The organism is Streptomyces sp. ASQP_92 (genome assembly GCF_025399895.1).
Classification (GTDB): Bacteria; Actinomycetota; Actinomycetes; order Streptomycetales; family Streptomycetaceae; genus Streptomyces.
This window is the reverse complement of the sequence record NZ_JAODUA010000035.1, coordinates 1-21,117: the sequence shown is the minus strand read 5'-3', so window position 1 is coordinate 21,117 and position 21,117 is coordinate 1. Positions and strand designations below refer to the sequence as shown.

Here is a 21,117-nt window from a genome sequence, read left to right as displayed (position 1 = left end):
CCGCCCGCCCCTCCCTCCGCACACCCGAACTCGCACCACACCGCCTTGCCCGGGCTCCGCTCCCCCACCCCCCACTTGTCGGCCGTCACCGCGACGAGCAGCAGCCCGCGCCCGCCCTCGTCCGCCTCGTCGGCGACCCGGGGCACACCACCCCCGCTGTCGTGCACCTCGGCCCGCAGCAGGACCCCGTCACACAGCCGCATGCGCAACAGGAACCCCCGCCCGGGCGGTACCCCGTGCAGCAACGCGTTCGTGGTGAGCTCGCTGACGCAGAGCAGCACGTCGTCACGCCGGTGCGCGAACCCCCAGTCGGAGAGGGCTACCTCGGCGAACTCCCTTGCTGCTGGCACGGATTGGCGCCGCCGGGGGTAGAAGTGTTCACGGATTTCGTTCTCGGTCATGGGGGGAGAGTTGCGGAGGGGGCGGGGCGGGGTGCAGTGCACCGACCCGTACACGATTTTTGTACGGGTCCGTCACGCATGACACGCCTTCAGCGGTGGGGAGTTGGGGGTTATGCACCCCAGGAGGAACACGTCGGCGATGCGCATGCTGGGCGCCCAGCTCGCTTGCTTCCGCCGCGCAGCCGGTTACACCCAGCGCGCTCTGGCCGAGGTGGTGTGCGCGGATCTGGAGACAATCGCCTCGATCGAGCAAGGGCGGCGGGTCCTGAAACCCGATCTCGCCCGGACCTTCGACCGGCTCCTGGACACCAAGGGCGCTTTGGAGGTGGCGGTCGAAAACATGCCGGAGGTGGACCGGTACCCGCTGTGGGCCGAGAAGTACATCGACGAGGAGCGCGTGGCCATCACCCTCAGCTTCTACGCGAACCAGGTCCTGCCGGGCCTGCTCCAGAACGAGGAGTACGCCCGCGCGGTGTTCAGCAGCCGCGTGCCGCCCTTCAGCGAGGACGAGATCGCCTTCACTATCAGCAATCGTCTCGATCGCCAGGCGATACTGCACCGCAGGGAACCGCCTTCGTTGAGCTTCATTCTCTCAGAGGCGATCATCCGCGACCGGCTCGGCGGGCAAGCCGTGTACCGCGCGATGCTTCAGCACCTCACAGAGTGCGCACGTCTCCCCGGGCTGGCCCTACAGATCATGCCGCTCGGGCGTGAGAGCCATGCTGCCCTCGACGGCGCTTTCATCCTCCTCGAAACCCCGCAACTCCAACACCTCGCTTACACGGAAACGCAGCGTGGCAGCCAGTTCGTGGCCGACCCTGACGACGTAAGCATCCTGGCGCGAAGGTATGCGATGCTGCGGACACAGGCCCTCAACACCGAAGAGTCGATGGCCTTGTTGGAGCGGCTGCTAGGAGAGCTATGAGCGACGAACTCGAGTGGTTCAAGTCCAGCTACAGCGGCAGCGATGGTGGCGAGTGCCTCGAAATGGCCTGCGACTGGCGCAAGTCGAGCTACAGCAGTGACGAAGGCGGCGCCTGCGTCGAAGTGGCGGCCCACGCCTCCGCCATCCACATCCGGGACTCCAAGAACCCCGACGGCCCCACCCTCACCCTGAACCCCGCCGCCTGGCACGGCTTCCTGACGGCGCTCTGAACCATCCGCTCTCCGAGCGGACCGCGTTGTCAGTGGCGGGATCTACATTCGAGGGCATGGCGATGCTCGCGAATCCACTCCCGCAGTTGACGGACGACCCGACCGGTGGGGCGCTGGGCCTCGACCTGCCGCCGGGCAGGCTGATGGGGCCGCCGGCCGCGCCCTGGTTCTGGTACGCGGACGACCCGGCCGGGCCGCAGGACTGGGCGCGGCTGGCCCCGGCGCGCAGGGCGGCGGGGCTGCATCCCATATTGCTGGGCGGTACAAGGGACTTGGCCGAGTGGGGGCTGGCTCCGGAGGAGATGTCGTACCCGGGCGACCACCACCCCGAGGACGTGCTGGCGGAGTCGTGGGCGGCGTACGCGGGGGACGAGCTGGGCTTCGGGGCCGAGGACTGGCCGGGCCTGGCGGAGGCGCCCGCGCTTCAGGAGGACCCGGACCGCAGGGCGGCGGAGGTCGCGGGCGCGGCGATCGGCGAGGGCGCGTTGAAGGGGGCCCGCGCGGCCCTGGTCCCGGCCCGCCGCAGCGCGGACATACCGGCGGCGATCGGCTGGGGCGGGGCGCTGCACCACGCGCAGGACGTGGCGCCGCTGTGCGCGGTGCTGCGCTCGTGGGAGGACCGGTTCGGCGTGCGGGTGGTGGGGCTGACCCCCGATCACCTCACGGTGTCGGTGGCGGCGCCGCCCACCGATGAGGAGGAGGCGCTGGTCCTGGCGGCGGAGCACTTCGCGTTCTGCCCGGAGGCGATAGCGACCGACCTGTCGGAGTACGCCGAATCCCTTCTGGGCAAAGGGGGTTGGACCTTCCGCTGGGACTAGGTACTTGACGCGGCCCCGGGACCATGAACAGCGATCCCGCCAACCACCGCTGAACCGGCGGCAGTTGACGGGATGACGGGGGCGGCTACAGCCCCTTGGCGACCTCGGTCGCCCAGTACGTGAGGATCATGTGGGCGCCGGCCCGCTTGATGCCGGTCAGGGTCTCCAGGATCGCCCGGTCGCGGTCGATCCAGCCCTTCTCGGCGGCGGCCTCGACCATCGCGTACTCGCCGCTGATCTGGTACGCCGCGACGGGCACGTCCACCGACTCGGCGACCTTGGCCAGGATGTCGAGGTAGGGACCGGCCGGCTTGACCATGACCATGTCCGCGCCCTCGGCCAGGTCCAGCGCCAACTCCCGCAGGGACTCACGGGAGTTGGCGGGGTCCTGCTGGTACGTCTTGCGGTCGCCGCGCAGGGAGGAGCCGACGGCCTCGCGGAAGGGGCCGTAGAAGGCGGAGGAGTACTTGGCGGTGTAGGCCAGGATGGACACGTCCTCGTGGCCGGTCTGGTCCAACGCGTCCCGGATGACGCCGACTTGGCCGTCCATCATCCCGGAGGGCCCCACCACGTGGACGCCCGCGTCGGCCTGCACCTGGGCCATCTCGGCGTAGCGCTCCAGGGTGGCGTCGTTGTCGACGCGCCCCTCCGCGTCGAGGACGCCGCAGTGCCCGTGGTCGGTGTACTCGTCGAGGCAGAGGTCGGACATGATGACGAGCTCGTCGCCGACCTCCTCCTTCACCGCGCGGATGGCGACCTGGAGGATTCCGTCGGGGTCCGTCCCGGCCGTCCCGGCCCCGTCCTTCTTCACGTCCTCGGGCACCCCGAAGAGCATGATCCCGGCGACCCCGGCGTCCACCGCCTCGACGGCGGCCTTCCGCAGCGTGTCGAGGGTGTGCTGCACCACGCCCGGCATGGCCTGGATGGGGATGGGCTCGGTGATCCCTTCCCGTACGAAGGCGGGGAGGATGAGGTCGGCGGGGTGCAGCCGGGTCTCCGCGACCATGCGGCGCATGGCGGGGGTGGTGCGCAGCCGACGGGGCCGGGCCCCGGGGAAGGATCCGTACTCAGTCATGCCTCTACGCTACGCCGCCGTGGGGGGTGTCTTTCCCCACCCCGCCCCTTCCCGAGACCCTCCGGGGGCACGCCCCCGCCCGCAGCCCGTGGCCACCTCCCGCGCAGTTCCCCGCGCCCCCAAAAACCCCGGTCATCTGCGGACCGTGCCCGCTCCTGGCGCAGTTCCCCGCGCCCCCAAAACCCGCCTTCGTCCGCGGACCGTGCCCGCATCTCGCGCAGTTCCCCGCGCCCCAAAACCCCGGTCACGTGCGGACCGTGCTCGCTCCTCGCGCAGTTCCCCGCGCCCCTTAACTACTCGGTGCCGGCCCGCACGGGACACCTCAGCCCGTCCGGCGTTTGAGGACGAGCGCCCTTAAGGCGCGATACGGGGTCTGGGGCGGAGCCCCAGAGGTCCCGGCACCATCCAACCCTGCGCCTACGGGCGGGTGGGTGGGAAAACACCCCGGGGTCTGGGGCGGAGCCCCAGGAGGGCCCGGAACCAGCCAACCCCGATGCACGGGCGGGTGGGTGGGCGAACCCCCCGGGGCGGAGCCCCAGGGGGTTGGGGGCAGGCCCCCTTACGTCGTGCGGCGGCGCCTCGCACCGGGCCGGCGCTCACTGGGCCGGGTCACGTGCTCACCCGCGGAGACCGCCGCGTCACGGCGAGCCGCGCCGAAGTCGGCGAGCGCCTGGGCCAGCTTGAGGACGGACGGCTCCGGAGCCATGACGTCCACCCGCAGCCCGTGCTCCTCGGCGGTCTTCGCCGTGGCGGGACCGATGCACGCGATCACGGTCACGTTGTGCGGCTTGCCCGCGATGCCCACCAGGTTGCGCACCGTGGAGGACGAGGTGAACAGGACCGCGTCGAAGCCGCCGCCCTTGATCGCCTCGCGGGTGTCGGCCGGCGGCGGCGAGGCGCGCACCGTCCGGTAGGCGGTGACGTCGTCGACCTCCCAGCCGAGCTCGATCAGACCCGCCACCAGCGTCTCGGTGGCGATGTCGGCGCGCGGCAGGAAGACGCGGTCGATCGGGTCGAAGACCGGGTCGTAGGGCGGCCAGTCCTCCAGGAGACCGGCGGCCGACTGCTCACCGCTGGGCACCAGGTCCGGCTTCACGCCGAACTCCACGAGGGAGGCCGCGGTCTGCTCGCCGACCGCGGCGACCTTGATCCCCGCGAACGCCCGCGCGTCGAGCCCGTACTCCTCGAACTTCTCGCGCACCGCCTTGACCGCGTTGACCGAGGTGAACGCGATCCACTCGTAGCGACCGGTCACCAGGCCCTTGACCGCGCGCTCCATCTGCTGGGGCGTGCGCGGCGGTTCGACGGCGATCGTCGGCACCTCGTGCGGCACGGCACCGTACGACCTGAGCTGGTCGGAGAGCGAGGCCGACTGCTCCTTGGTCCGCGGTACGAGCACACGCCAGCCGAAGAGCGGCTTGGTCTCGAACCACGAGAGCGGGTCACGCTGAGCAGGGGCACTGCGCTCGCCGACCACGGCTATGACGGCCTGGTGCCCGTCCGGCGAGGGCAGCACCTTCGCCTGCTTGAGCACCTGGGCGACCGAACCCAGCGTCGCGGACCAGGTCCGCTGGCGGGTGGTGGTGCCCGCGATCGTCACGGTCATCGGGGTGTCGGGCTTGCGGCCCGCCGAGACCAGCTCGCCCGCGGCGGCCGCGACGGTCTCCAGGGTCGTGGAGACCACCACCGTGCCGTCGCTCGCGCCGACCTCGGCCCAGCACCGCTCGGAGGCGGTACGGGCGTCGACGAACCGGACGTCGGCGCCGCCGGAACCGCGCAGCGGGACACCGGCGTACGCCGGCACACCGACCGCGGCGGCGACGCCCGGCACCACCTCGAAGGGGATGCCCTCGGAGGCGCAGGCCAGCATCTCGCCGGCGGCGTCGCCGTCGAGGCCCGGGTCGCCCGCTACCGCACGGACGACCCGCCTGCCGGAGCGCGCGGCCTCCATGACAAGATTGGCGGCGTCCCGCAACACCGGGATCCCGGCGGTTGTTGACGCCTCGTCAATGATCGTCAGCTGCGGTGTGTCCACACCTGCCCGCGCGTGCGCGCGAACAACGTCGAGCACGGCCGGCTCGGCGATCAGGACGTCGGCCGACGCCAGCGCCTCCACGGCGCGCAGCGTCAATAGCCCGGGGTCACCGGGACCGGCACCGAGGAAGGTGACGTGTCCGGCTGCGGTGGGGTGGTTGGTGGGGCTCAAAGTGCTCGCTCCCCCATAAGACCGGCCGCACCCTTGGCGAGCATCTCGTCCGCGAGTTCGCGTCCGAGGGCCATCGCTTCGTCGTGCGACGTTGGTACGGGACCGGTGGTGGACAGCTGCACCAGCGAGGAACCGTCGGGGTTGCCGACCACTCCGCGCAGGCGCATCTCATGAACAGTCTGGCCGTCGTCCAGCAGGTCGGCCAGCGCGCCAACAGGTGCGCTGCAACCGGCCTCCAGGGCGGCGAGCAGGGATCGCTCGGCGGTCACGGCGACCCGGGTGAAGGGGTCGTCGAGCTCGGCGAGCACGGCGGCGAGGTCGGCATTGGCTGCCGTGCACTCGATCGCCAGGGCCCCCTGGCCGGGGGCGGGCAAAACGGTGTCGACCGACAGGGACTCGGTCACGACGTCGGAGCGGCCGATGCGGTTGAGTCCCGCGGCGGCCAGGACCACCGCGTCGAGCTCGCCCTTGGTGACGTATCCGACGCGGGTGTCGATGTTGCCGCGGATCGGCACGGTCTCGATCGTCATCCCGTGGCTGCGGGCGTACGCGTTGAGCTGCGCCATCCGCCGCGGCGAACCGGTGCCCACACGGGCGCCGTCCGGGAGTTCGGCGAAGGTCAGCCCGTCGCGGGCGACCAGCACGTCGCGCGGGTCCTCGCGGACCGGCACCGCGGCGAGCACCAGGTCGGGGTGGCGGGCGGTCGGCAGGTCCTTGAGGGAGTGCACCGCGAAGTCGACCTCGCCGCGCAGCAGCGCGTCACGCAGCGCCACGACGAACACGCCGGTGCCGCCGATCTGCGCGAGGTGCTCGCGCGAGGTGTCGCCGTACGTGGTGATCTCCACCAGCTCGACGCGGCGGCCGGTCAACTGCCGTACGGCGTCGGCCACATGGCCGGACTGGGCCATGGCGAGCTTGCTGCGCCTGGTCCCGAGTCTCAGTGCTTTCTCGGTCATGACCGCCCTCGGTTCTTGACATCGGCGTCGTTCAGATCGGCCCGGGAGACGGCGGCCACCGTCTCGGGGTCGAGGTCGAAGAGAGTGCGCAGCGCGTCCGCGTAACCGGCGCCGCCGGGCTCGGCGGCGAGCTGCTTGATCCGCACGGTCGGCGCGTGCAGGAGCTTGTCGACGACGCGGCGCACGGTCTGGGTGACCTCGGAGCGCTGCTTGTCGTCGAGGTCCGGCAGCCGGCCCTCCAGGCGCGCGACCTCACCGGCCACCACCTCGGCGGCCATGGCGCGCAGCGCGACGACGGTGGGCGTGATGTGCGCGGCCCGCTGGGCGGCGCCGAACGCGGCCACCTCGTCGGAGACGATCGCGCGCACCTGGTCCACGTCGGCGGCCATCGGGGCGTCGGCGGATGCGTCGGCGAGCGACTCGATGTCGACGAGCCGCACCCCGGACACCCGGTGCACGGCGGCGTCGATGTCCCGCGGCATCGCCAGGTCGAGCAGCGCCAGCTTCACGGGCCCGGCCTGTACGGGGATGTCGCGGCGGTCCCGCGAGATGCGCCGCTGGGTGTTCTCGGCCCAACTGCCGTGCAACTCAAGGGAGTCGGCGTCGGTACCCGGCGTCGCGGCGGCCGCGCCATCGGCCCTGAGCGCCTCGTCGACCACCCCGAACCCGGCCACCGCGGCACCCGCGGCCGCCGTGCCGGTCAGGCCCACGGGACACCCCATGACCGCGGCGGCGTCCACCGGAGCGGCCGGCGCGGGCTCGGTGAGGCTCTCGCCCACCGCCTCGGCGACCGCGTCACCGGTCAGCACCAGGCCCGTGGCCCCCGTACAGGAGACCGCGATGTCGACTCGTGTCAGTTCGCGTGCGACGTCGCCCATCGCCACGGCGCGCGCGGCGGTGCCCGACTCGCCGAGGATCTCCACGAGCCGCTCGGCGCGGGCGTGCGTCCGGTTGGCGACCACGATCTCCTCGACGCCGATCCGGCTCAGCGTCGCGGCGGCGAGCGAGGACATGGAACCGGCGCCGATGACCAGCGCCCGCTTGCCCTTGGCCCAGCCCTCGACGGCCGCGCCCGCGGCGAGCTGCTCCAGACCGAAGGTGACGAGCGACTGCCCGGCCCGGTCGATGCCGGTCTCGCTGTGGGCGCGCTTGCCGACCCGCAGCGCCTGCTGGAACAGATCGTTCAACAACCGCCCGGCGGTGTGCAGTTCCTGCCCGAGCGCCAGGGTGTCCTTGATCTGGCCGAGGATCTGGCCCTCGCCGACCACCATCGAGTCGAGGCCGCAGGCCACCGAGAAGAGGTGGTGGACGGCCCGGTCCTCGTAGTGCACGTACAGATAAGGGGTGAGCTCCTCCAGGCCGACGCCGCTGTGCTGGGCGAGCAGCGTGGAGAGCTCGGCGACACCGGCGTGGAACTTGTCCACGTCCGCGTACAGCTCGATGCGGTTGCAGGTGGCGAGCACGGCGGCCTCGGCCGCGGGCTCGGCGGCGAGGGTGTCGTGGAGCAGCTTGGCCTGCGCGTCCGCGGACAGGGAGGCCCGCTCCAGGACGCTGACCGGGGCGCTGCGGTGGCTGAGGCCGACGACCAGAAGGCTCATGCCGGCATCACGGCGGGCAGATCCCCGTCCGGTCCCTTCCGGCCATGGTTCGCGGCGCGCACCGGCGGCACCACGGCGGCGGCGGCCTCGGCGACGGCCGCTTCCTCGCCGGCCTTGCGCTGCTCGTGGAAGGCGAGGATCTGGAGCTCGATGGAGAGGTCGACCTTGCGCACGTCGACACCCTCGGGCACCGACAGAACGGTCGGCGCGAAGTTGAGGATGGAGGTCACCCCGGCCGCGACCAGACGCTCGCAGACCTGCTGAGCGGCGCCCGCCGGAGTCGCGATGACCCCGATCGAGACCCCGTTCTCGCTGATGATCTTCTCCAGCTCGTCGGTGTGCTGCACCGGCATCCCGGCCACGGGCTTTCCGGCCATCGCCGGGTCGGCGTCTATGAGGGCCGCGACCCGGAAACCGCGCGAGGCGAAGCCGCCGTAGTTGGCGAGCGCGGCGCCGAGGTTACCGATACCGACGATCACAACCGGCCAGTCCTGGGTCAGACCCAGTTCACGGGAGATCTGGTAGACGAGATACTCGACGTCGTAGCCCACGCCACGGGTGCCGTACGAGCCGAGGTAGGAGAAGTCCTTGCGCAGCTTCGCGGAGTTGACCCCCGCGGCGGCCGCGAGTTCCTCGGAGGAGACCGTCGGCACGGAGCGCTCCGAGAGTCCCGTGAGCGCACGCAGATACAGCGGAAGCCTGGCGACGGTGGCCTCGGGGATTCCTCGGCTTCGGGTCGCCGGTCGGTGAGTTCGGCCAGTTGCCACGGTGCTCCTGCGGGATGAGCGGGGCTGTAGGCGGCCACATGGCGCAGGGCCGCCCCGTCGGATGCAGGCTATGTCTTTGTGAACGCGTGCACAAAGATGGTGTCCGCTTTGTCCGAGCAAAGTGACCGGGCTCACGCGAGTCGATGCCGCGATCGCGGAACCACGGACGGGTTCAGTCCGTTCAGGACCCGAAGGGGGCAAAGCCGCACACTCTCCTCACAGCGATACCCCCGAACCACGGCAAAACGACCCTTGATGGTAACCGCAACCATCGCGATCCCCACCAATCGCCAGTTCAGCACCGAGCCCGGAACCACTCCTGGTTCAGCCGGCCAGTGCCCCCTTGAGACGCACCGGGTCCACGCGCCAGAAGGTGTGCTGCTCGCCGTCGACCAGCACGACCGGGATCTGCTCCCAGTACTCCTTGTACAGCGCCTCGTCCTGGGTGATGTCCTTCTTCTCCCAGGACGCGCCCGTCTCGGCGCACACGGCCTCGATCACCTCCTGGGCGTCGTCGCACAGATGACAACCGGGCTTACCGATCAGCGTGACCACCCGGTCGGCAGGGTTCCCGCCCGGCTTCCTCGTACGTCGCAGCAAGGGACTCATGCCTTCCATTGTCCAACCCCGGCAGGGCCGGACCCATACGCCCGGATCGTCCGTTTAACGCGATGGCCCGGCAGAGTTCATGCCATCGCATCCCCGGCGCGTCGGGCGGGCCCGAACAGACTGGCTATGCTCACGGCATGGCCGCACTGGGATGGCTCACCCGTCGTAGGCCCTCGGCGACAGCACGCAGCGTGCTGGCCGGCGAGGCCGCAGCCGAGGCAGCCCGCAAGTCCTCGCTGGAACTCGCGGCGCTGGTGGAACCGGCGCACGCGCGGGCCGACGAGTTCCCGCCGGAGCCCGAGTTCCCCGTCCACGGGGACGCTCTCGCCGCCGCCTTCTTCGACCTCGACAACACCGTGATGCAGGGCGCCGCCCTCTTCCACTTCGGCCGGGGCCTCTACAAGAGGCAGTTCTTCCAGCGCCGCGAACTCGCCCGCTTCGCCTGGCAGCAGGCCTGGTTCCGGCTGGCCGGCGTCGAGGACCCCGAGCACATGCAGGACGCCCGCGACAGCGCGCTGTCCATCGTCAAGGGCCACCGCGTCTCCGAGCTGATGTCGATCGGCGAGGAGATCTACGACGAGTACATGGCCGACCGCATCTGGCCCGGCACCCGCGCGCTGGCCCAGGCCCACCTCGACGCGGGCCAGAAGGTCTGGCTGGTGACGGCCGCCCCGGTCGAGACCGCCACGATCATCGCCCGCCGCCTCGGCCTGACCGGCGCCCTCGGCACGGTCGCCGAGTCCGTGGACGGCGTCTATACGGGACGCCTGGTGGGCGAGCCCCTGCACGGGCCCGCCAAGGCCGAGGCCGTCCGGGCCCTGGCCGCCGCCGAGGGACTCGACCTGAACCGCTGCGCCGCGTACAGCGATTCGCACAACGACATCCCGATGCTCTCGCTCGTGGGCCACCCCTACGCCATCAACCCCGACGCCAAACTCCGCAAGTACGCGCGCGAGCGTGAGTGGCGGCTGCGGGACTACCGCACCGGCCGCAAGGCCGCGAAGGTCGGCATCCCGGCCGCCGCCGGGGTGGGCGCGCTGGCGGGCGGCACGGCCGCGGCCGTCGCCCTGCACCGCCGCCGCCGCTGACCCCCCGGGGCTCCGCCCCGGACCCCGTATCGCGCCTTAAGGGCGCTCGTCCTCAATCGCCGGACGGGCTGAAATGCCTCGATGCGGGCCAGCACCAGTACTGCCAGGGGCGCGAGGAACTGCGCGACCAGCCACGCACGACCCGCACCCGAAAGCCGGGCTTCCCGGGGCTCCGCCCCAGGCCCCGATCGCGCCTGAAGGGCGCTCGTCCTCAATCGCCGGACAGGCTGAGGTGCACCGTGCGGGCCAGCACCGAGCAGTTAAGGGGCGCGAGGAACTGCGCGAGCAACCACGCACGGCCCGCAGCCGAGGGCGGGTTTCCAGGGGCGCGAGGAACTGCGCGAGCAACCACGCACGGCCCCCAGTCGAAGGCGGGCTTTCAGGGGCGCGGGGAACTGCGCGACCAGCCACCTGCGGCTCGCAGACGGACTCGGGGTTCCAGGGGGCGCGGGGAACCCCGGCGCCCCCAAGGCCCCCGTTCGCCACTGTCCGCAGCCATCCGCGATCGCCGCCCGCCCCCGCCCGCCGGAATATTCGATTGTGGGAGTTTCGCCCCGCCCCCCTTGGCCCGCCTGCCCCGTTGCCCGCAGCCGGGCACAAGAGATCTCCGACGCGGACAGAACCGAAAGCAACTCGGTCATTTTCTGCTCACAACGTGTGACTTGAACAGCCGCATAGACGTAACAGAAGCGACGGAATCGACGATTTGAGCAACTGGGTGTAGCGCTCCCTGCACGAAGCGTTATTCTCCTCAGACGCAATCCGGAACCCCACACATCGCCACGATGGGTGAACGGTTCCGCACTGCACGTGATGGAAGCTCTGCCTCTGGGAGTCCCGTGTACCCACACGTCGGGGTTGACGCCTCGGGCCTGGCTACGCTGCGCGGGGCGGTCGTCGACCGCTTGCGCGTCTTCGTCCCCACCGCGTACGCCGGCGCCCCTGCCTTCGCCACCGCAACACCCGTCGGGCCCTGCTATGCCCTGGCCGACGGTGGTGCCGCAGTCGGTAGACGGAGCGGCGGCCGCAGCACGGGCACGTCCGCGACGCCCACCGCCCGCCGGCCCACCGCCGACAGCGACAGCGCCCGCATGATGGATCTCGTCGAGCGCGCACAGGCCGGCGAGGCCGACGCCTTCGGCCGGCTGTACGACCAGTACAGCGACACGGTCTACCGCTACATCTACTACCGCGTCGGCGGCAAGGCGACGGCCGAGGACCTCACCAGCGAGACGTTCCTGCGCGCCCTGCGCCGGATCTCCACCTTCACCTGGCAGGGCCGTGACTTCGGCGCCTGGCTGGTCACGATCGCGCGCAACCTGGTCGCCGACCACTTCAAGTCGAGCCGTTTCCGGCTCGAAGTGACCACCGGCGAAATGCTCGACGCCAACGAGGTCGAGCGCTCCCCCGAGGACTCCGTCCTGGAGTCGCTCTCCAACGCCGCCCTGCTCGAAGCCGTACGCAAGCTCAATCCACAGCAGCAGGAGTGCGTCACCCTGCGCTTCCTCCAGGGCCTGTCGGTCGCCGAGACCGCCCGTGTCATGGGCAAGAACGAGGGCGCGATCAAGACCCTCCAGTACCGGGCGGTACGCACCCTGGCCCGGCTCCTGCCGGACGACGCCCGCTGACCAAGGGCCCGCCCGGCCCCCACCCGCCGACCCGCCCGAACGGCGGGTCCGACTCACCGTCCGTGAGCTCTCGATGACGCTGTGGTCCGATCATCCTCCGTCCGTAACCCAAGTGCCGCGTCCGTCGTTGTGCGGGATGAAGGCTCCCTGTGGTCACGCCATGTCCATGGCCGCTCACTCGATCGTGTGGATGTGCTCAAGGCGTGCAACCTTCCAGGCCCCTTGGGGAGTCGACCGTGATGACGAGAGGAGGTGCCGCCAGTGATCGCGAACGTATCGGCGCACCGGCGGGCGAACGCCTTCGCCCAGGCCCTGGAAGAAGCCTCGGCGGCCGACCAGGAGACACCCGAGACCGGCGCGGCCGAACAGGCCGACACCGGCAGGCTGTTGACCCTGGCGGGTGGGCTCGGCGAACTGCCGAAACCGGAGATGGACCCGCAGGTCAAGGTCGAGCAGCGCACGCTGCTCATGGCCGAGATGGAGCGCATGTTCGCCGGCGGCGCAGCCGCCGACCCTCAGGTGCCCGAGCAGCGGACCGGCCGCGGCGCCCACCGGGCGACGTCGCTCCGGAAATTGCGACCCCGCTCCCGCTGGTCCAAGGGCATTGCGGCGGGCGGACTGAGCATCGGTGTGGCCGCGGGCGCGTTCAGCGGCGTGGCCGCTGCCAGTTCCGACGCCCTGCCCGGTGATTCCCTGTACGGGCTGAAGCGGGGCATGGAGGACCTCAAGCTCACCATGGCCGACGACGACGCCAGCCGAGGAGTGCTTTACCTCGATCAGGCCTCGACCCGGCTCTCGGAGGCGAGACGTCTGATGGAACGGGGCCGCGCGGGCGACCTCGACCACGAGCAGCTCGGTGAGGTCCGCCGCGCCCTCACCGGCATGGAGCACGACGCTTCGGAGGCCCACCGCCTCCTGCACCAGGCCTACGCCCGGGACGGCTCGCTCGACCCGATCGCGGCCCTGAACTCCTTCTCCCAGGCCCACCGCGAGAGCTGGAGCAAGCTCCGCGGAAAGCTGCCTCCCCAGCTGAGCGACGTCGGCAACCAGGTGAGCTCGGTCTTCGCCGCCATAGACCAAGAGGTCAAGCCGCTTCAGTCGCTGCTGCCCAAGACGTCGTCCAAGACGCACACCCGTCAGGACACCTCGCACCCCGGCGGCACCTCGGGGGCGACCCGCCCGTCCGCGCCGTCCTCGTCGTCCGCCTCCGGCCACAGCACCCCCGGCCGGAGCGGAAAGCCGCAGCAGCCCTCCGGCTCCCCGTCCAGCGAGGGCCTGTTGGGCGGCAACACCGGCGGCCTGTTCGAACCGGGCACGGGCAGCGCCACCCCGGCCCCGCCCGCCAAGCCGGCCAAGCCGCCCGTCCCGGACGTCACGCTGCCCCCGCTCCTGCCGGGGTTGCTGCCGGACCTGAACATCCATCCGGACAACCCGGAGTAGGCGGCGTACGCGAACGTGGGAGGGGCCGGGAAGAAAGTTCCCGGCCCCTCCCGCGCGTACGGACCGCCTGTGGGCGCCTCAGAAGAACACGGACCGCCGCTGCACCAGCAGCTTGTACAGCGTGTGCTGGATCTGCTCCCGCACCTGATCGGTGAGGTTGAACATCAGCATCGGGTCCTCGGCGGCCTCCGGCGGATAGCCGTCCGTCGGGATCGGCTCACCGAACTGGATCGTCCACTTCGTCGGCAGCGGCACCAGACCGGCCGGCCCCAGCCAGGGGAACGTGGGCGTGATGGGGAAGTACGGGAAGCCGAGCAGCCTGGCCAGCGTCTTGGCGTTCCCGATCATCGGGTAGATCTCCTCGGCCCCCACGATCGAGCACGGCACGATGGGCGTGCCCGCCTTCAGCGCGGTCGACACGAAGCCGCCCCGCCCGAAGCGCTGCAACTTGTACCGCTCGCCGAACGGCTTGCCGATGCCCTTGAACCCCTCGGGCATCACCCCCACGACCTCGCCCCGCTCCAGGAGCGCCTGGGCGTCCTCGGAACAGGCCAGCGTGTGCCCGGCCTTGCGGGCGAGCTCGTTGACGACCGGCAGCATGAACACCAGGTCGGCCGCGAGCAGCCGCAGATGGCGCCCCGCCGGGTGGTGGTCGTGGACGGCCACCTGCATCATCAGCCCGTCCAGCGGCAGCGTCCCGGAGTGGTTGGCTACGACCAGCGCCCCGCCCTCGGCGGGAATGTTCTCGACGCCCTTCACCTCCACCCTGAAGTACTTGTCGAAGACCGGCCGCAGCACCGACATCAGGACCTGGTCGGTGAGCTCCTTGTCGTAGCCGAACTCGTCGACGTCGTACTCGCCGGTGATCCGCCGCCGCAGGAACGACAGACCGCCCGCGATCCGGCGGTCCCAACTGCCGTGCTGTCCTTGGCTGCCGCGCTGCTCCTGCCCGGGCGCGGTGTCGTCCCCGGAAGCCCGCTCCACGGCCTCCTGCGCGCCCGGCAGGGCACTGACCGGGGAGGAGGGCGCCGGGAGCGGCGGCGGCCCGGACTCGGCCTTGCGGCGGCCCGGAACCGGGCGCCTGCGACCGGCGCGCTGCGCGCTCTGGCGCGAGCGGTCGTCGTCGAACGGGATGACCTTGGCGTCCGCCATCGTTGGTGCGCTCCTCATTCCGCGTTCGAGGGGGTGGGCGAAGGGGTGGTGGCCCCGGCGAGTGCCCCGCCGGGGAAGGGCGCGAACGGCAGCCCCGCCACCCGGTCCACGGCCCTGGCCAGCGTGTCCGGCGGCAGCAGCCCCGGCCCCCGGCTGCGGGCGAAGTCCGCGAACGTCTCGGCCGTCGTGTACTTGGGTTCAAAGCCCAGTGTCTCGCGCATCTGGGCGGTGCTGACCACCCTGCCGTGTGTGAGCAAACGAATCTGCTCGGGCGAGAAGTCGGTCACCCCCACCGTCCTGAGCGCGCTGCCCACCCACCGCACCGCGGGCAGCAGCACCGGCACCGTGGGGCGTCCGAGGCGGCGCGAACACTGCGAAAGGAGCAGCACGCCCTCCCCCGCGACATTGAAGGTCCCGCTGTTGAGCGTGGAACGCCGGGGCTCGCCCGAGGCGATCCGCAGCACGTCGATCACGTCGTCCTCGTGGACGAACTGGAGCCGCGGGTCGTAGCCGAACACCGTCGGCAGGACCGGCAGCGAGAAGTACTCGGCGAGCGGCGAGTCGGCGCTCGGCCCCAGGATGTTGGCGAACCGCAGCACACACACCGCGACATCGGGCCGGCGCCGGGCGAAGCCGCGCACATACCCCTCGACCTCGACGGCATCCTTCGCGAAGCCGCCACTGGGCAGCGACTTGGGCGGGGTCGTCTCGGTGAACACCGCGGGGTCGCGCGGCGCGGACCCGTACACGCTCGTACTCGACTTCACCACGAGCCGTTTGACCGTCGGCGACTTCTGACAGGCACCGAGCAGCTGCATCGTGCCGATGACGTTGGTCTCCTTGACCGTGGCACGCCCGCCGCCCGAGCCGAGCGGCATACCGGTCACATCCATGTGCACGACGGTGTCCACGGCGTACTCGGCGAGCACCTTCGCGATCGCCGACTGCCGGATGTCCGCCTGTACGAAATCGGCCCCACCGAGCTGATGGCCCGGAGCGACCACATCGACCCCGATCACCCGGTCGACCTCCGGATCACGCTGGATCCGCCGTACGAGACGGCCTCCGAGCTGCCGGGCCACTCCGGTGACGAGCACGACCTTCCCCAAGATCAGCGCCTTCCTTCGGCCTTCGGTACGTCCCTACGCCCTCTGCGCCACCGTAGCGGCTCGATGTCACGCGGTGATGTCCACGAACGTGCCCATGGCCGAGAAACCGTGTCCGGGGTTCGGGAATCCGTGTCCGGGTACGCCACAGCCCTCCCACCGACGATGCGGTGGGAGGGCTGCGATCTCACGAACAGCGCTCGCTTACTTCTTGTTGCGACGCTGAACGCGCGTGCGCTTGAGCAGCTTGCGGTGCTTCTTCTTGGCCATCCGCTTGCGCCGCTTCTTGATAACAGAGCCCACGACTACCCTCGCTCACTTCTTCTCACTCGGTGCGGGGCGTCTGGGCCCACACGACCTACGTCGGCCTAGCCTACCTGCCGCCGAGTGAGGGACGTAATCCGAGGGGAGCGTGGTGCTCCCTCAGGCCGTCTCCACCCCCACAAAGGACTCGCGGAGATACTCGTGAACTGCTTGCTCCGGGACCCGGAAGGACCTGCCCACCCGGATCGCCGGCAGATGGCCGCTGTGCACCAAGCGGTACACGGTCATCTTGGACACTCGCATCACCGAGGCGACTTCCGCCACGGTCAGGAACTTGACCTCATTGAGAGGCCTGTCACTCCCAGCAGTCATGACCCACCTGTACCTTCCGCACCCAACGCGCACCGGCTTCCCCTCCGGTGACTCAACGTCGCTGTGCGCTCACTCCCCAGAGTAGGGGCGGGTGGTGCGAGTGGGGAAGAGGAGCCCCCATCGGCCGCCTACTGTGACAGACACGCCCGATTGAGTACATAGCGAGTAAGCGGCCGGTAGTAATCGGACCGCACGGCGTCATCAAGCGGAACGGCCACGGCCACCTGCCCCTCGGCCTCACCCACGAACAGCGCGGGGTCGTCGGTATCGGCCAGACCAACCGCCTCGATACCCAGCTGACCTGCTCCGCAGACCCATCCGTGGTCCCCGATCACCAACTCCGGAACCTGCCCCGAGACCCCCGCCGCGGCCCCCAGAGCGACCCGAACCGGCAGCGGGGAATGGGAGTGCGCGCCGGTCACGCTCCCGGCACCCCGCGCGCCGGGTTCTCGCACCAACGCGACTCCCCGTACGTAGTCAAGGTTGTACGTACGTACCCCGAACCGGGTCGTTATGTCGACAGAGCTACCCTGCGCTGGGGTGATAACAGGGCACCCCGCCGCCGACAAAGCGTCCGCCAGAGCGGCGTAGAAGCCGAGCAGACGGTGCGGATGCCCGGTCCCGAGCAGCACCGCGCCGCGCCGCGAGGCCACCTCCCCGAGCCGTGCCGCGAAGGCGTCGAGCCCCGCCAGCGTCCGCTCGGGGTCGATGACATCGGGCCCGCTCACATGGCCCGGGTCGTCGCTCACCCCGCACTTGTCCGCCATCAGCCGCAGCAAGTCCCGCTCGCCCCAGCCCCATTCGGGGTCCAGCCCGATCATGACGCGGGGGTCGCGGGCCGCGAACAGCCGGTAGCTGCGCAGACTCTCCTCCCGCGACGTGGCCACCGGCCCGGCCAGCCTGGCCGCCAGAAGATGCGCCCGGAGCGCCGCGATGCTCAACACCCGACGATGCTCCCGCAGCGGATGCGCCCCCGCCCCAACTTCCCGCCCCAACCCCACAGTTGGCGTAACGCCGCCTGCACCCCCGCCTCCGGCTCCGCCCGGCCCCGCACCCAGCTGTTGCGCAGTTCCCCGCGCCCCTGGAAACCCGTTTTCGCCTGCGGACCGTGCTCGCTTCTCGCGCAGTTCCCCGCGCCCCTTAGCGGTACTGGTGCTGGCCCGCATCGGGCATTTCAGCCCGTCCGGCGTTTGAGGACGAGCGCCCTTAAGGCGCGAACGGGGGTGCAGGGGGCGGAGCCCCCGCCCGGGAGTGCTGGGGCACCTTCAGCCCGTCCGGCGTTTGAGGACGAGCGCCGTTCAGGCGCGATACGGGGTCTGGGGCGGAGCCCCAGGAGAGGCGGCCACCCACTCACACCCCCGGAGGGTTTCGGGGAGGGGCGGGGTGGGGGGAGCACCCCCTAAGCCAACAACCCCCGCAACGGAAACACCGCCCGCCGCGTAGCCAACACCGCCTGATCAACCCGATCCGCAGGGTCATACCCCGCCTCCCACCCCCGCCAGGAAACCCCCCGCCCATCCGTCATCCGCAACGGCCCCAACTCCCGCGTACGCGCGAACACTTCATCCCGCCAGGACGAAGGAATCAACGACTCGGGAGCGACGGGCGCATGCCCCGCGATCCCCACCAGATGCGTCCAGGACCGCGGCACGACATCCACCACCGCATACCCCCCGCCCCCGAGCGCGACCCACTTCGCCCCCGGAACGTACTCGTGCGCCAACGAGTGACACGCCTCCTGCACCGCCCGCTGCGCGTCGAGCGACACCGCCAGATGGGCCAGCGGATCCTCGAAGTGCGTATCGGCCCCGTGCTGGGTGACCAACACCTGTGGCCGGAAATCGGCGATGAGCTCCGGCACCACCGCGTGGTACGCCCGCAGCCACCCCTCGTCCCCCGTCCCCGCCGGCAGCGCGACATTGACCGCGGAGCCCTCGCCGGGCCCGTCCGCCCCGGTCTCCTCGGGCCATCCGGTGCCGGGGAACAGCTGCCGGGGATGCTCGTGCAGCGAGATCGTGAGGACCCGCGGGTCCTCCCAGAACGCCGCCTGCACCCCGTCCCCGTGGTGCACGTCGACGTCCACGTACGCGACCCGCTCGACCCCCAGCTCCAACAGCCGCGCGATCGCGAGGGCCGCGTCGTTGTAGACGCAGAACCCGGCCGCCCCACCCGGCATCGCGTGGTGCAGCCCGCCCGCGAAGTTGACCGCGTGCGCGGCCTCCCCCGCCCACACCGCCTCGGCCGCCGCGACCGACTGCCCCGCGATCAGCGCGGAGGCCTCGTGCATCCCGGGAAAGGCGGGGTCGTCCATCGTCCCGAGCCCGTAGGAGGCGTCGGCCGCCCGCGGATCCGCCGACGCGGCCCGTACCGCGTCCACGTAGTCCTGGCGGTGCACAAGCCTCAGCGTGGAATCCCCGGCCGGCGGCGCCGCGACGACGTCCACCTGCCGATCGAGCCCGTACGCCCGCACCAGACCCATGGTCAGCGCGAGGCGTACCGGGTCCATCGGATGGCTCGACCCGAAGTCGTAGCGCGTGACAGCTTCATCCCACATCAACAGTGCGCGGCCGTTCATGCCCGCCACCGTATCGGGCGCCCTCGGAGCCGAACGAGCGGGCGTACACCAGCGTCAACAGCACCAACACCATCGGCACCAGCATCGCGCCGCGGTAGCTCCAGGCGTCCCCGAGCGCCCCGACGAGCGGCGAGCCGACGAGGAAGCCGACGTAGTTGAAGATGTTCAGCCGGGCCACCGCCGCGTCACTGGCCCCCGGGAACAGCCGCCCCGCCGCCGCGAACGTCTGCGGCACGATCACACACAGCCCGAACCCGAGCAGGGTGAATCCGGCCATCCCCACCCAGGGCCCGGGAGCAATGGCCACCACGGCGAACCCGAGCGCCGCCAGCACCGTCCCGACCCGCACCACGGCCACCGCCCCGAACCGCCGCACCCCGAAGTCCCCCGCCGCCCGCCCGAGCAGCGTCGTCACCATGTAGACGTTGTACGGAACGGTGGAGAGCTGCTCGGAACTGCCCAGCGTGTCCTGGAGGTACTTGGCACTCCAGTTGGAGACGGTCGAGTCCCCGATGTACGCGAAGCTCATCACCAGGCAGAGCGGCAGCAGCAGCCGGAAGACGAGCGGCTTGGCCCCCGCGACATCACCGTCCACGACCTCGACGGCGCCCGGCTCCCCATCCACGTACCAACGGCTCGCGACCAGACAGACCGGCAGCAGCACGGCCACGACCGGCAGATACGACACCAGCAGCGACAGGTGCCAGTGCGCCCCCGCCCACGCGAGCGAGGCGCCGCCGATCCCGCCGAGACTGTACGAGGCGTGGAACCCGAGCATGATGCTGCGCCCGTACGTCCGCTGAAGGCTGACCCCCAGCATGTTCATGGAGGCGTCGAGCGCGCCCACCGCGAGCCCGAACGCGCCGAGCGACAGCGCGGCCTGCCACATCCGGTCACCGGCGCCGGCGCCGAGCAGCGCCAGGAGCACGGCGGGCTGCGCGAACCGCAGCACCACGCTCGGCCGGACCCGCTTGACCAGGTGCTCGGTGCAGACGCTGCCGACCCCGGCGAGGATCGGCACGGCCGCGAGGAAGGCGGGGAGCAGGCCGTCGGATATCCCGTACCGGTCCTGGATCGCCGGTATCCGGGTCACCAGGAGGGCGAAGGCCATGCCCTGCGCGAAGAAGCTCACCGCCAGGGACGCCCTGCCGTGCCGCAGGCGTGCGTCTGTCATGGCGGCACAGCCTAGGGCCGTCACTTACTCCTGGGTAGAGAGATCACGCGAGCAATCCGAGGAGCTGTCCCATGTCCCCGAAGTGCCCGTTGGCACCTTCGAGGCGGTCGGCCGGCGTCATCGCCGTGAAGGCGTAGACGTCCATCCCCGCGGCCCGAGCCGCCTCGATCCCGAGCCGGCTGTCCTCGATGACGACACACCGCTCGGGCGCGACCCCCATCCGCTCGGCCGCGCGCAGGAACAGGTCCGGTGCCGGCTTGCCCCGCCCGACGTCCTCCGCCGAGAACACCCACTCCTCCTCGAACCACTCGTCGAGCCCGGTGCGCCGGTGTCCCACCCTGATCCGCTCGTGCGTCCCGGACGACGCCACGCAGTACGGCACCCCCTCCGCGACGAGCTTGCCGAGGACGTCGGTGACTCCGGGGACGGGCTGGAGTTCCCGCTCGAACGCGGCGAAGATCCGCGCGTGCAGCGTCTCGTCGAAGTCTTCCGGCAGCCTCTGCCCGGTCCGCTCCTCGATGAGGTCGTGTACGCGGTGGACGGCGGCCCCCATGTAGTCACGGAGGGAATCCTCGTACGAGGTGGCGTGGCCGAGCTCGGTCAGATACCCGGACAGGATGGTGTTCGAGATGGGCTCGCTGTCGACGAGCACGCCGTCGTTGTCGAAGATGATGAGGTCGTAGCGCATGACTCGACCTTAAACGCAGAAAAGCCCCGCACCGGGACCCTGAAG

At 70.9% G+C, this 21,117-nt stretch carries 20 protein-coding genes and 1 pseudogene; 6 read left to right on the top strand and 15 right to left on the bottom strand.

Going from position 1 to position 21,117, the window contains the following annotated elements; genetic code table 11:
• Window positions 1-26: 26 nt before the first annotated feature.
• A pseudogene (locus N4G70_RS35545) lies at window positions 27-401 on the bottom strand (ATP-binding protein); the annotation flags it as partial.
• A gap of 139 nt (window positions 402-540) precedes the next feature.
• Here N4G70_RS35545 and N4G70_RS35540 point away from each other — a divergent pair.
• Genes N4G70_RS35540 through N4G70_RS35530 form a run of 3 tightly spaced genes read left to right on the top strand, consistent with a single transcriptional unit; the run spans window position 541 to window position 2,374 of the window.
• Window positions 541-1,326: a helix-turn-helix transcriptional regulator gene (locus tag N4G70_RS35540; RefSeq protein ID WP_261716915.1), complete on the top strand. Its 786-nt coding sequence runs from the start codon at window positions 541-543 to the stop codon at window positions 1,324-1,326.
• Window positions 1,323-1,556: a DUF397 domain-containing protein gene (locus N4G70_RS35535; RefSeq protein ID WP_261716914.1), complete on the top strand. Its 234-nt coding sequence runs from the start codon at window positions 1,323-1,325 to the stop codon at window positions 1,554-1,556. The genes N4G70_RS35540 and N4G70_RS35535 overlap by 4 nt, the downstream gene beginning before the upstream one ends.
• A 56-nt stretch (window positions 1,557-1,612) precedes the next feature.
• Window positions 1,613-2,374, top strand: coding sequence for a DUF4253 domain-containing protein (locus N4G70_RS35530; RefSeq protein WP_261716913.1), 762 nt, complete (start codon window positions 1,613-1,615; stop codon window positions 2,372-2,374).
• Window positions 2,375-2,459: 85 nt separating this feature from the next.
• Here the strand turns inward: N4G70_RS35530 and hemB are convergent, their stop codons facing one another.
• From hemB to N4G70_RS35500, 6 genes are all read right to left on the bottom strand, one after another.
• Window positions 2,460-3,449 carry a porphobilinogen synthase gene (gene hemB, locus N4G70_RS35525; RefSeq protein WP_261716912.1) on the bottom strand — a complete coding sequence of 330 codons (990 nt, stop codon included), beginning with the start codon at window positions 3,447-3,449 and terminating at the stop codon, window positions 2,460-2,462.
• A gap of 559 nt (window positions 3,450-4,008) precedes the next feature.
• Window positions 4,009-5,655: a bifunctional uroporphyrinogen-III C-methyltransferase/uroporphyrinogen-III synthase gene (locus tag N4G70_RS35520; protein ID WP_261716911.1), complete on the bottom strand. Its 1,647-nt coding sequence runs from the start codon at window positions 5,653-5,655 to the stop codon at window positions 4,009-4,011.
• Window positions 5,652-6,611, bottom strand: coding sequence for a hydroxymethylbilane synthase (gene hemC / locus N4G70_RS35515; RefSeq protein ID WP_261716910.1), 960 nt, complete (start codon window positions 6,609-6,611; stop codon window positions 5,652-5,654). Before hemC ends, N4G70_RS35520 begins: the two co-directional genes overlap by 4 nt.
• Window positions 6,608-8,209 (bottom strand): glutamyl-tRNA reductase, encoded by a 1,602-nt coding sequence (locus N4G70_RS35510; protein ID WP_261716909.1) that lies wholly within the window; start codon window positions 8,207-8,209, stop codon window positions 6,608-6,610. The genes hemC and N4G70_RS35510 overlap by 4 nt, the downstream gene beginning before the upstream one ends.
• Window positions 8,206-8,976 (bottom strand): redox-sensing transcriptional repressor Rex, encoded by a 771-nt coding sequence (locus tag N4G70_RS35505; RefSeq protein ID WP_261716908.1) that lies wholly within the window; start codon window positions 8,974-8,976, stop codon window positions 8,206-8,208. The genes N4G70_RS35510 and N4G70_RS35505 overlap by 4 nt, the downstream gene beginning before the upstream one ends.
• A 324-nt stretch (window positions 8,977-9,300) precedes the next feature.
• On the bottom strand, window positions 9,301-9,585 hold the full coding sequence (locus N4G70_RS35500) for a glutaredoxin family protein (protein ID WP_261716907.1): 285 nt from the start codon (window positions 9,583-9,585) through the stop codon (window positions 9,301-9,303).
• Window positions 9,586-9,722: 137 nt separating this feature from the next.
• Between N4G70_RS35500 and N4G70_RS35495 the strand changes: the two genes are divergently transcribed.
• From N4G70_RS35495 to N4G70_RS35485, 3 genes are all read left to right on the top strand, one after another.
• Window positions 9,723-10,673: an HAD family phosphatase gene (locus tag N4G70_RS35495; protein ID WP_261716906.1), complete on the top strand. Its 951-nt coding sequence runs from the start codon at window positions 9,723-9,725 to the stop codon at window positions 10,671-10,673.
• Between the two features lie 839 nt (window positions 10,674-11,512).
• The gene (locus N4G70_RS35490; RefSeq protein ID WP_053724590.1) at window positions 11,513-12,301 is read left to right on the top strand and encodes an ECF subfamily RNA polymerase sigma factor, BldN family; all 789 of its coding nucleotides are present in this window, start codon (window positions 11,513-11,515) and stop codon (window positions 12,299-12,301) included.
• A 261-nt stretch (window positions 12,302-12,562) separates the two neighbouring features.
• A complete protein-coding gene (locus N4G70_RS35485; protein ID WP_261716905.1) occupies window positions 12,563-13,741 on the top strand; it encodes a DUF5667 domain-containing protein in 1,179 nt (392 codons plus the stop codon).
• 78 nt (window positions 13,742-13,819) lie between these two features.
• Here N4G70_RS35485 and N4G70_RS35480 read toward each other — a convergent pair whose 3' ends face one another.
• The 8 genes from N4G70_RS35480 to N4G70_RS35445 form a co-directional block, all read right to left on the bottom strand.
• Entirely contained in the window at window positions 13,820-14,893 is a 1,074-nt protein-coding gene (locus tag N4G70_RS35480) for a lysophospholipid acyltransferase family protein (protein WP_261716904.1), read from the bottom strand.
• 14 nt (window positions 14,894-14,907) lie between these two features.
• On the bottom strand, window positions 14,908-16,002 hold the full coding sequence (locus tag N4G70_RS35475; RefSeq protein WP_261716903.1) for an NAD-dependent epimerase/dehydratase family protein: 1,095 nt from the start codon (window positions 16,000-16,002) through the stop codon (window positions 14,908-14,910).
• A 201-nt stretch (window positions 16,003-16,203) separates the two neighbouring features.
• Complete coding sequence (locus tag N4G70_RS35470) at window positions 16,204-16,302, bottom strand: 30S ribosomal protein bS22 (RefSeq protein WP_003948845.1); 99 nt, start codon at window positions 16,300-16,302, stop codon at window positions 16,204-16,206.
• Window positions 16,303-16,422: 120 nt separating this feature from the next.
• On the bottom strand, window positions 16,423-16,635 hold the full coding sequence (locus N4G70_RS35465; RefSeq protein ID WP_162952545.1) for a helix-turn-helix domain-containing protein: 213 nt from the start codon (window positions 16,633-16,635) through the stop codon (window positions 16,423-16,425).
• Window positions 16,636-16,763: 128 nt separating this feature from the next.
• Window positions 16,764-17,579, bottom strand: a complete 816-nt coding sequence (locus N4G70_RS35460) for a phosphatase (RefSeq protein WP_261716902.1) — start codon at window positions 17,577-17,579, stop codon at window positions 16,764-16,766.
• A 455-nt stretch (window positions 17,580-18,034) separates the two neighbouring features.
• The gene (locus N4G70_RS35455; protein WP_261716901.1) at window positions 18,035-19,210 is read right to left on the bottom strand and encodes an acetoin utilization protein AcuC; all 1,176 of its coding nucleotides are present in this window, start codon (window positions 19,208-19,210) and stop codon (window positions 18,035-18,037) included.
• Window positions 19,179-20,384, bottom strand: coding sequence for an MFS transporter (locus N4G70_RS35450; protein WP_261716900.1), 1,206 nt, complete (start codon window positions 20,382-20,384; stop codon window positions 19,179-19,181). Before N4G70_RS35450 ends, N4G70_RS35455 begins: the two co-directional genes overlap by 32 nt.
• 43 nt (window positions 20,385-20,427) lie before the next feature.
• The gene (locus N4G70_RS35445) at window positions 20,428-21,072 is read right to left on the bottom strand and encodes an HAD family phosphatase (RefSeq protein ID WP_261716899.1); all 645 of its coding nucleotides are present in this window, start codon (window positions 21,070-21,072) and stop codon (window positions 20,428-20,430) included.
• Between the last annotated feature and the right edge of the window lie 45 nt (window positions 21,073-21,117).

Coding starts and splice junctions, on each gene's coding strand:
- N4G70_RS35540 (WP_261716915.1), top strand. CDS start 541: ATGCGCATGCTGGGCGCCCAGCTCGCTTGCTTCCGCCGCGCAGCCGGT.
- N4G70_RS35535 (WP_261716914.1), top strand. CDS start 1,323: ATGAGCGACGAACTCGAGTGGTTCAAGTCCAGCTACAGCGGCAGCGAT.
- N4G70_RS35530 (WP_261716913.1), top strand. CDS start 1,613: ATGGCGATGCTCGCGAATCCACTCCCGCAGTTGACGGACGACCCGACC.
- hemB (WP_261716912.1), bottom strand. CDS start 3,449: ATGACTGAGTACGGATCCTTCCCCGGGGCCCGGCCCCGTCGGCTGCGC.
- hemC (WP_261716910.1), bottom strand. CDS start 6,611: ATGACCGAGAAAGCACTGAGACTCGGGACCAGGCGCAGCAAGCTCGCC.
- N4G70_RS35510 (WP_261716909.1), bottom strand. CDS start 8,209: ATGAGCCTTCTGGTCGTCGGCCTCAGCCACCGCAGCGCCCCGGTCAGC.
- N4G70_RS35500 (WP_261716907.1), bottom strand. CDS start 9,585: ATGAGTCCCTTGCTGCGACGTACGAGGAAGCCGGGCGGGAACCCTGCC.
- N4G70_RS35495 (WP_261716906.1), top strand. CDS start 9,723: ATGGCCGCACTGGGATGGCTCACCCGTCGTAGGCCCTCGGCGACAGCA.
- N4G70_RS35480 (WP_261716904.1), bottom strand. CDS start 14,893: ATGGCGGACGCCAAGGTCATCCCGTTCGACGACGACCGCTCGCGCCAG.
- N4G70_RS35465 (WP_162952545.1), bottom strand. CDS start 16,635: ATGACTGCTGGGAGTGACAGGCCTCTCAATGAGGTCAAGTTCCTGACC.
- N4G70_RS35455 (WP_261716901.1), bottom strand. CDS start 19,210: ATGAACGGCCGCGCACTGTTGATGTGGGATGAAGCTGTCACGCGCTAC.
- N4G70_RS35450 (WP_261716900.1), bottom strand. CDS start 20,384: ATGACAGACGCACGCCTGCGGCACGGCAGGGCGTCCCTGGCGGTGAGC.
- N4G70_RS35445 (WP_261716899.1), bottom strand. CDS start 21,072: ATGCGCTACGACCTCATCATCTTCGACAACGACGGCGTGCTCGTCGAC.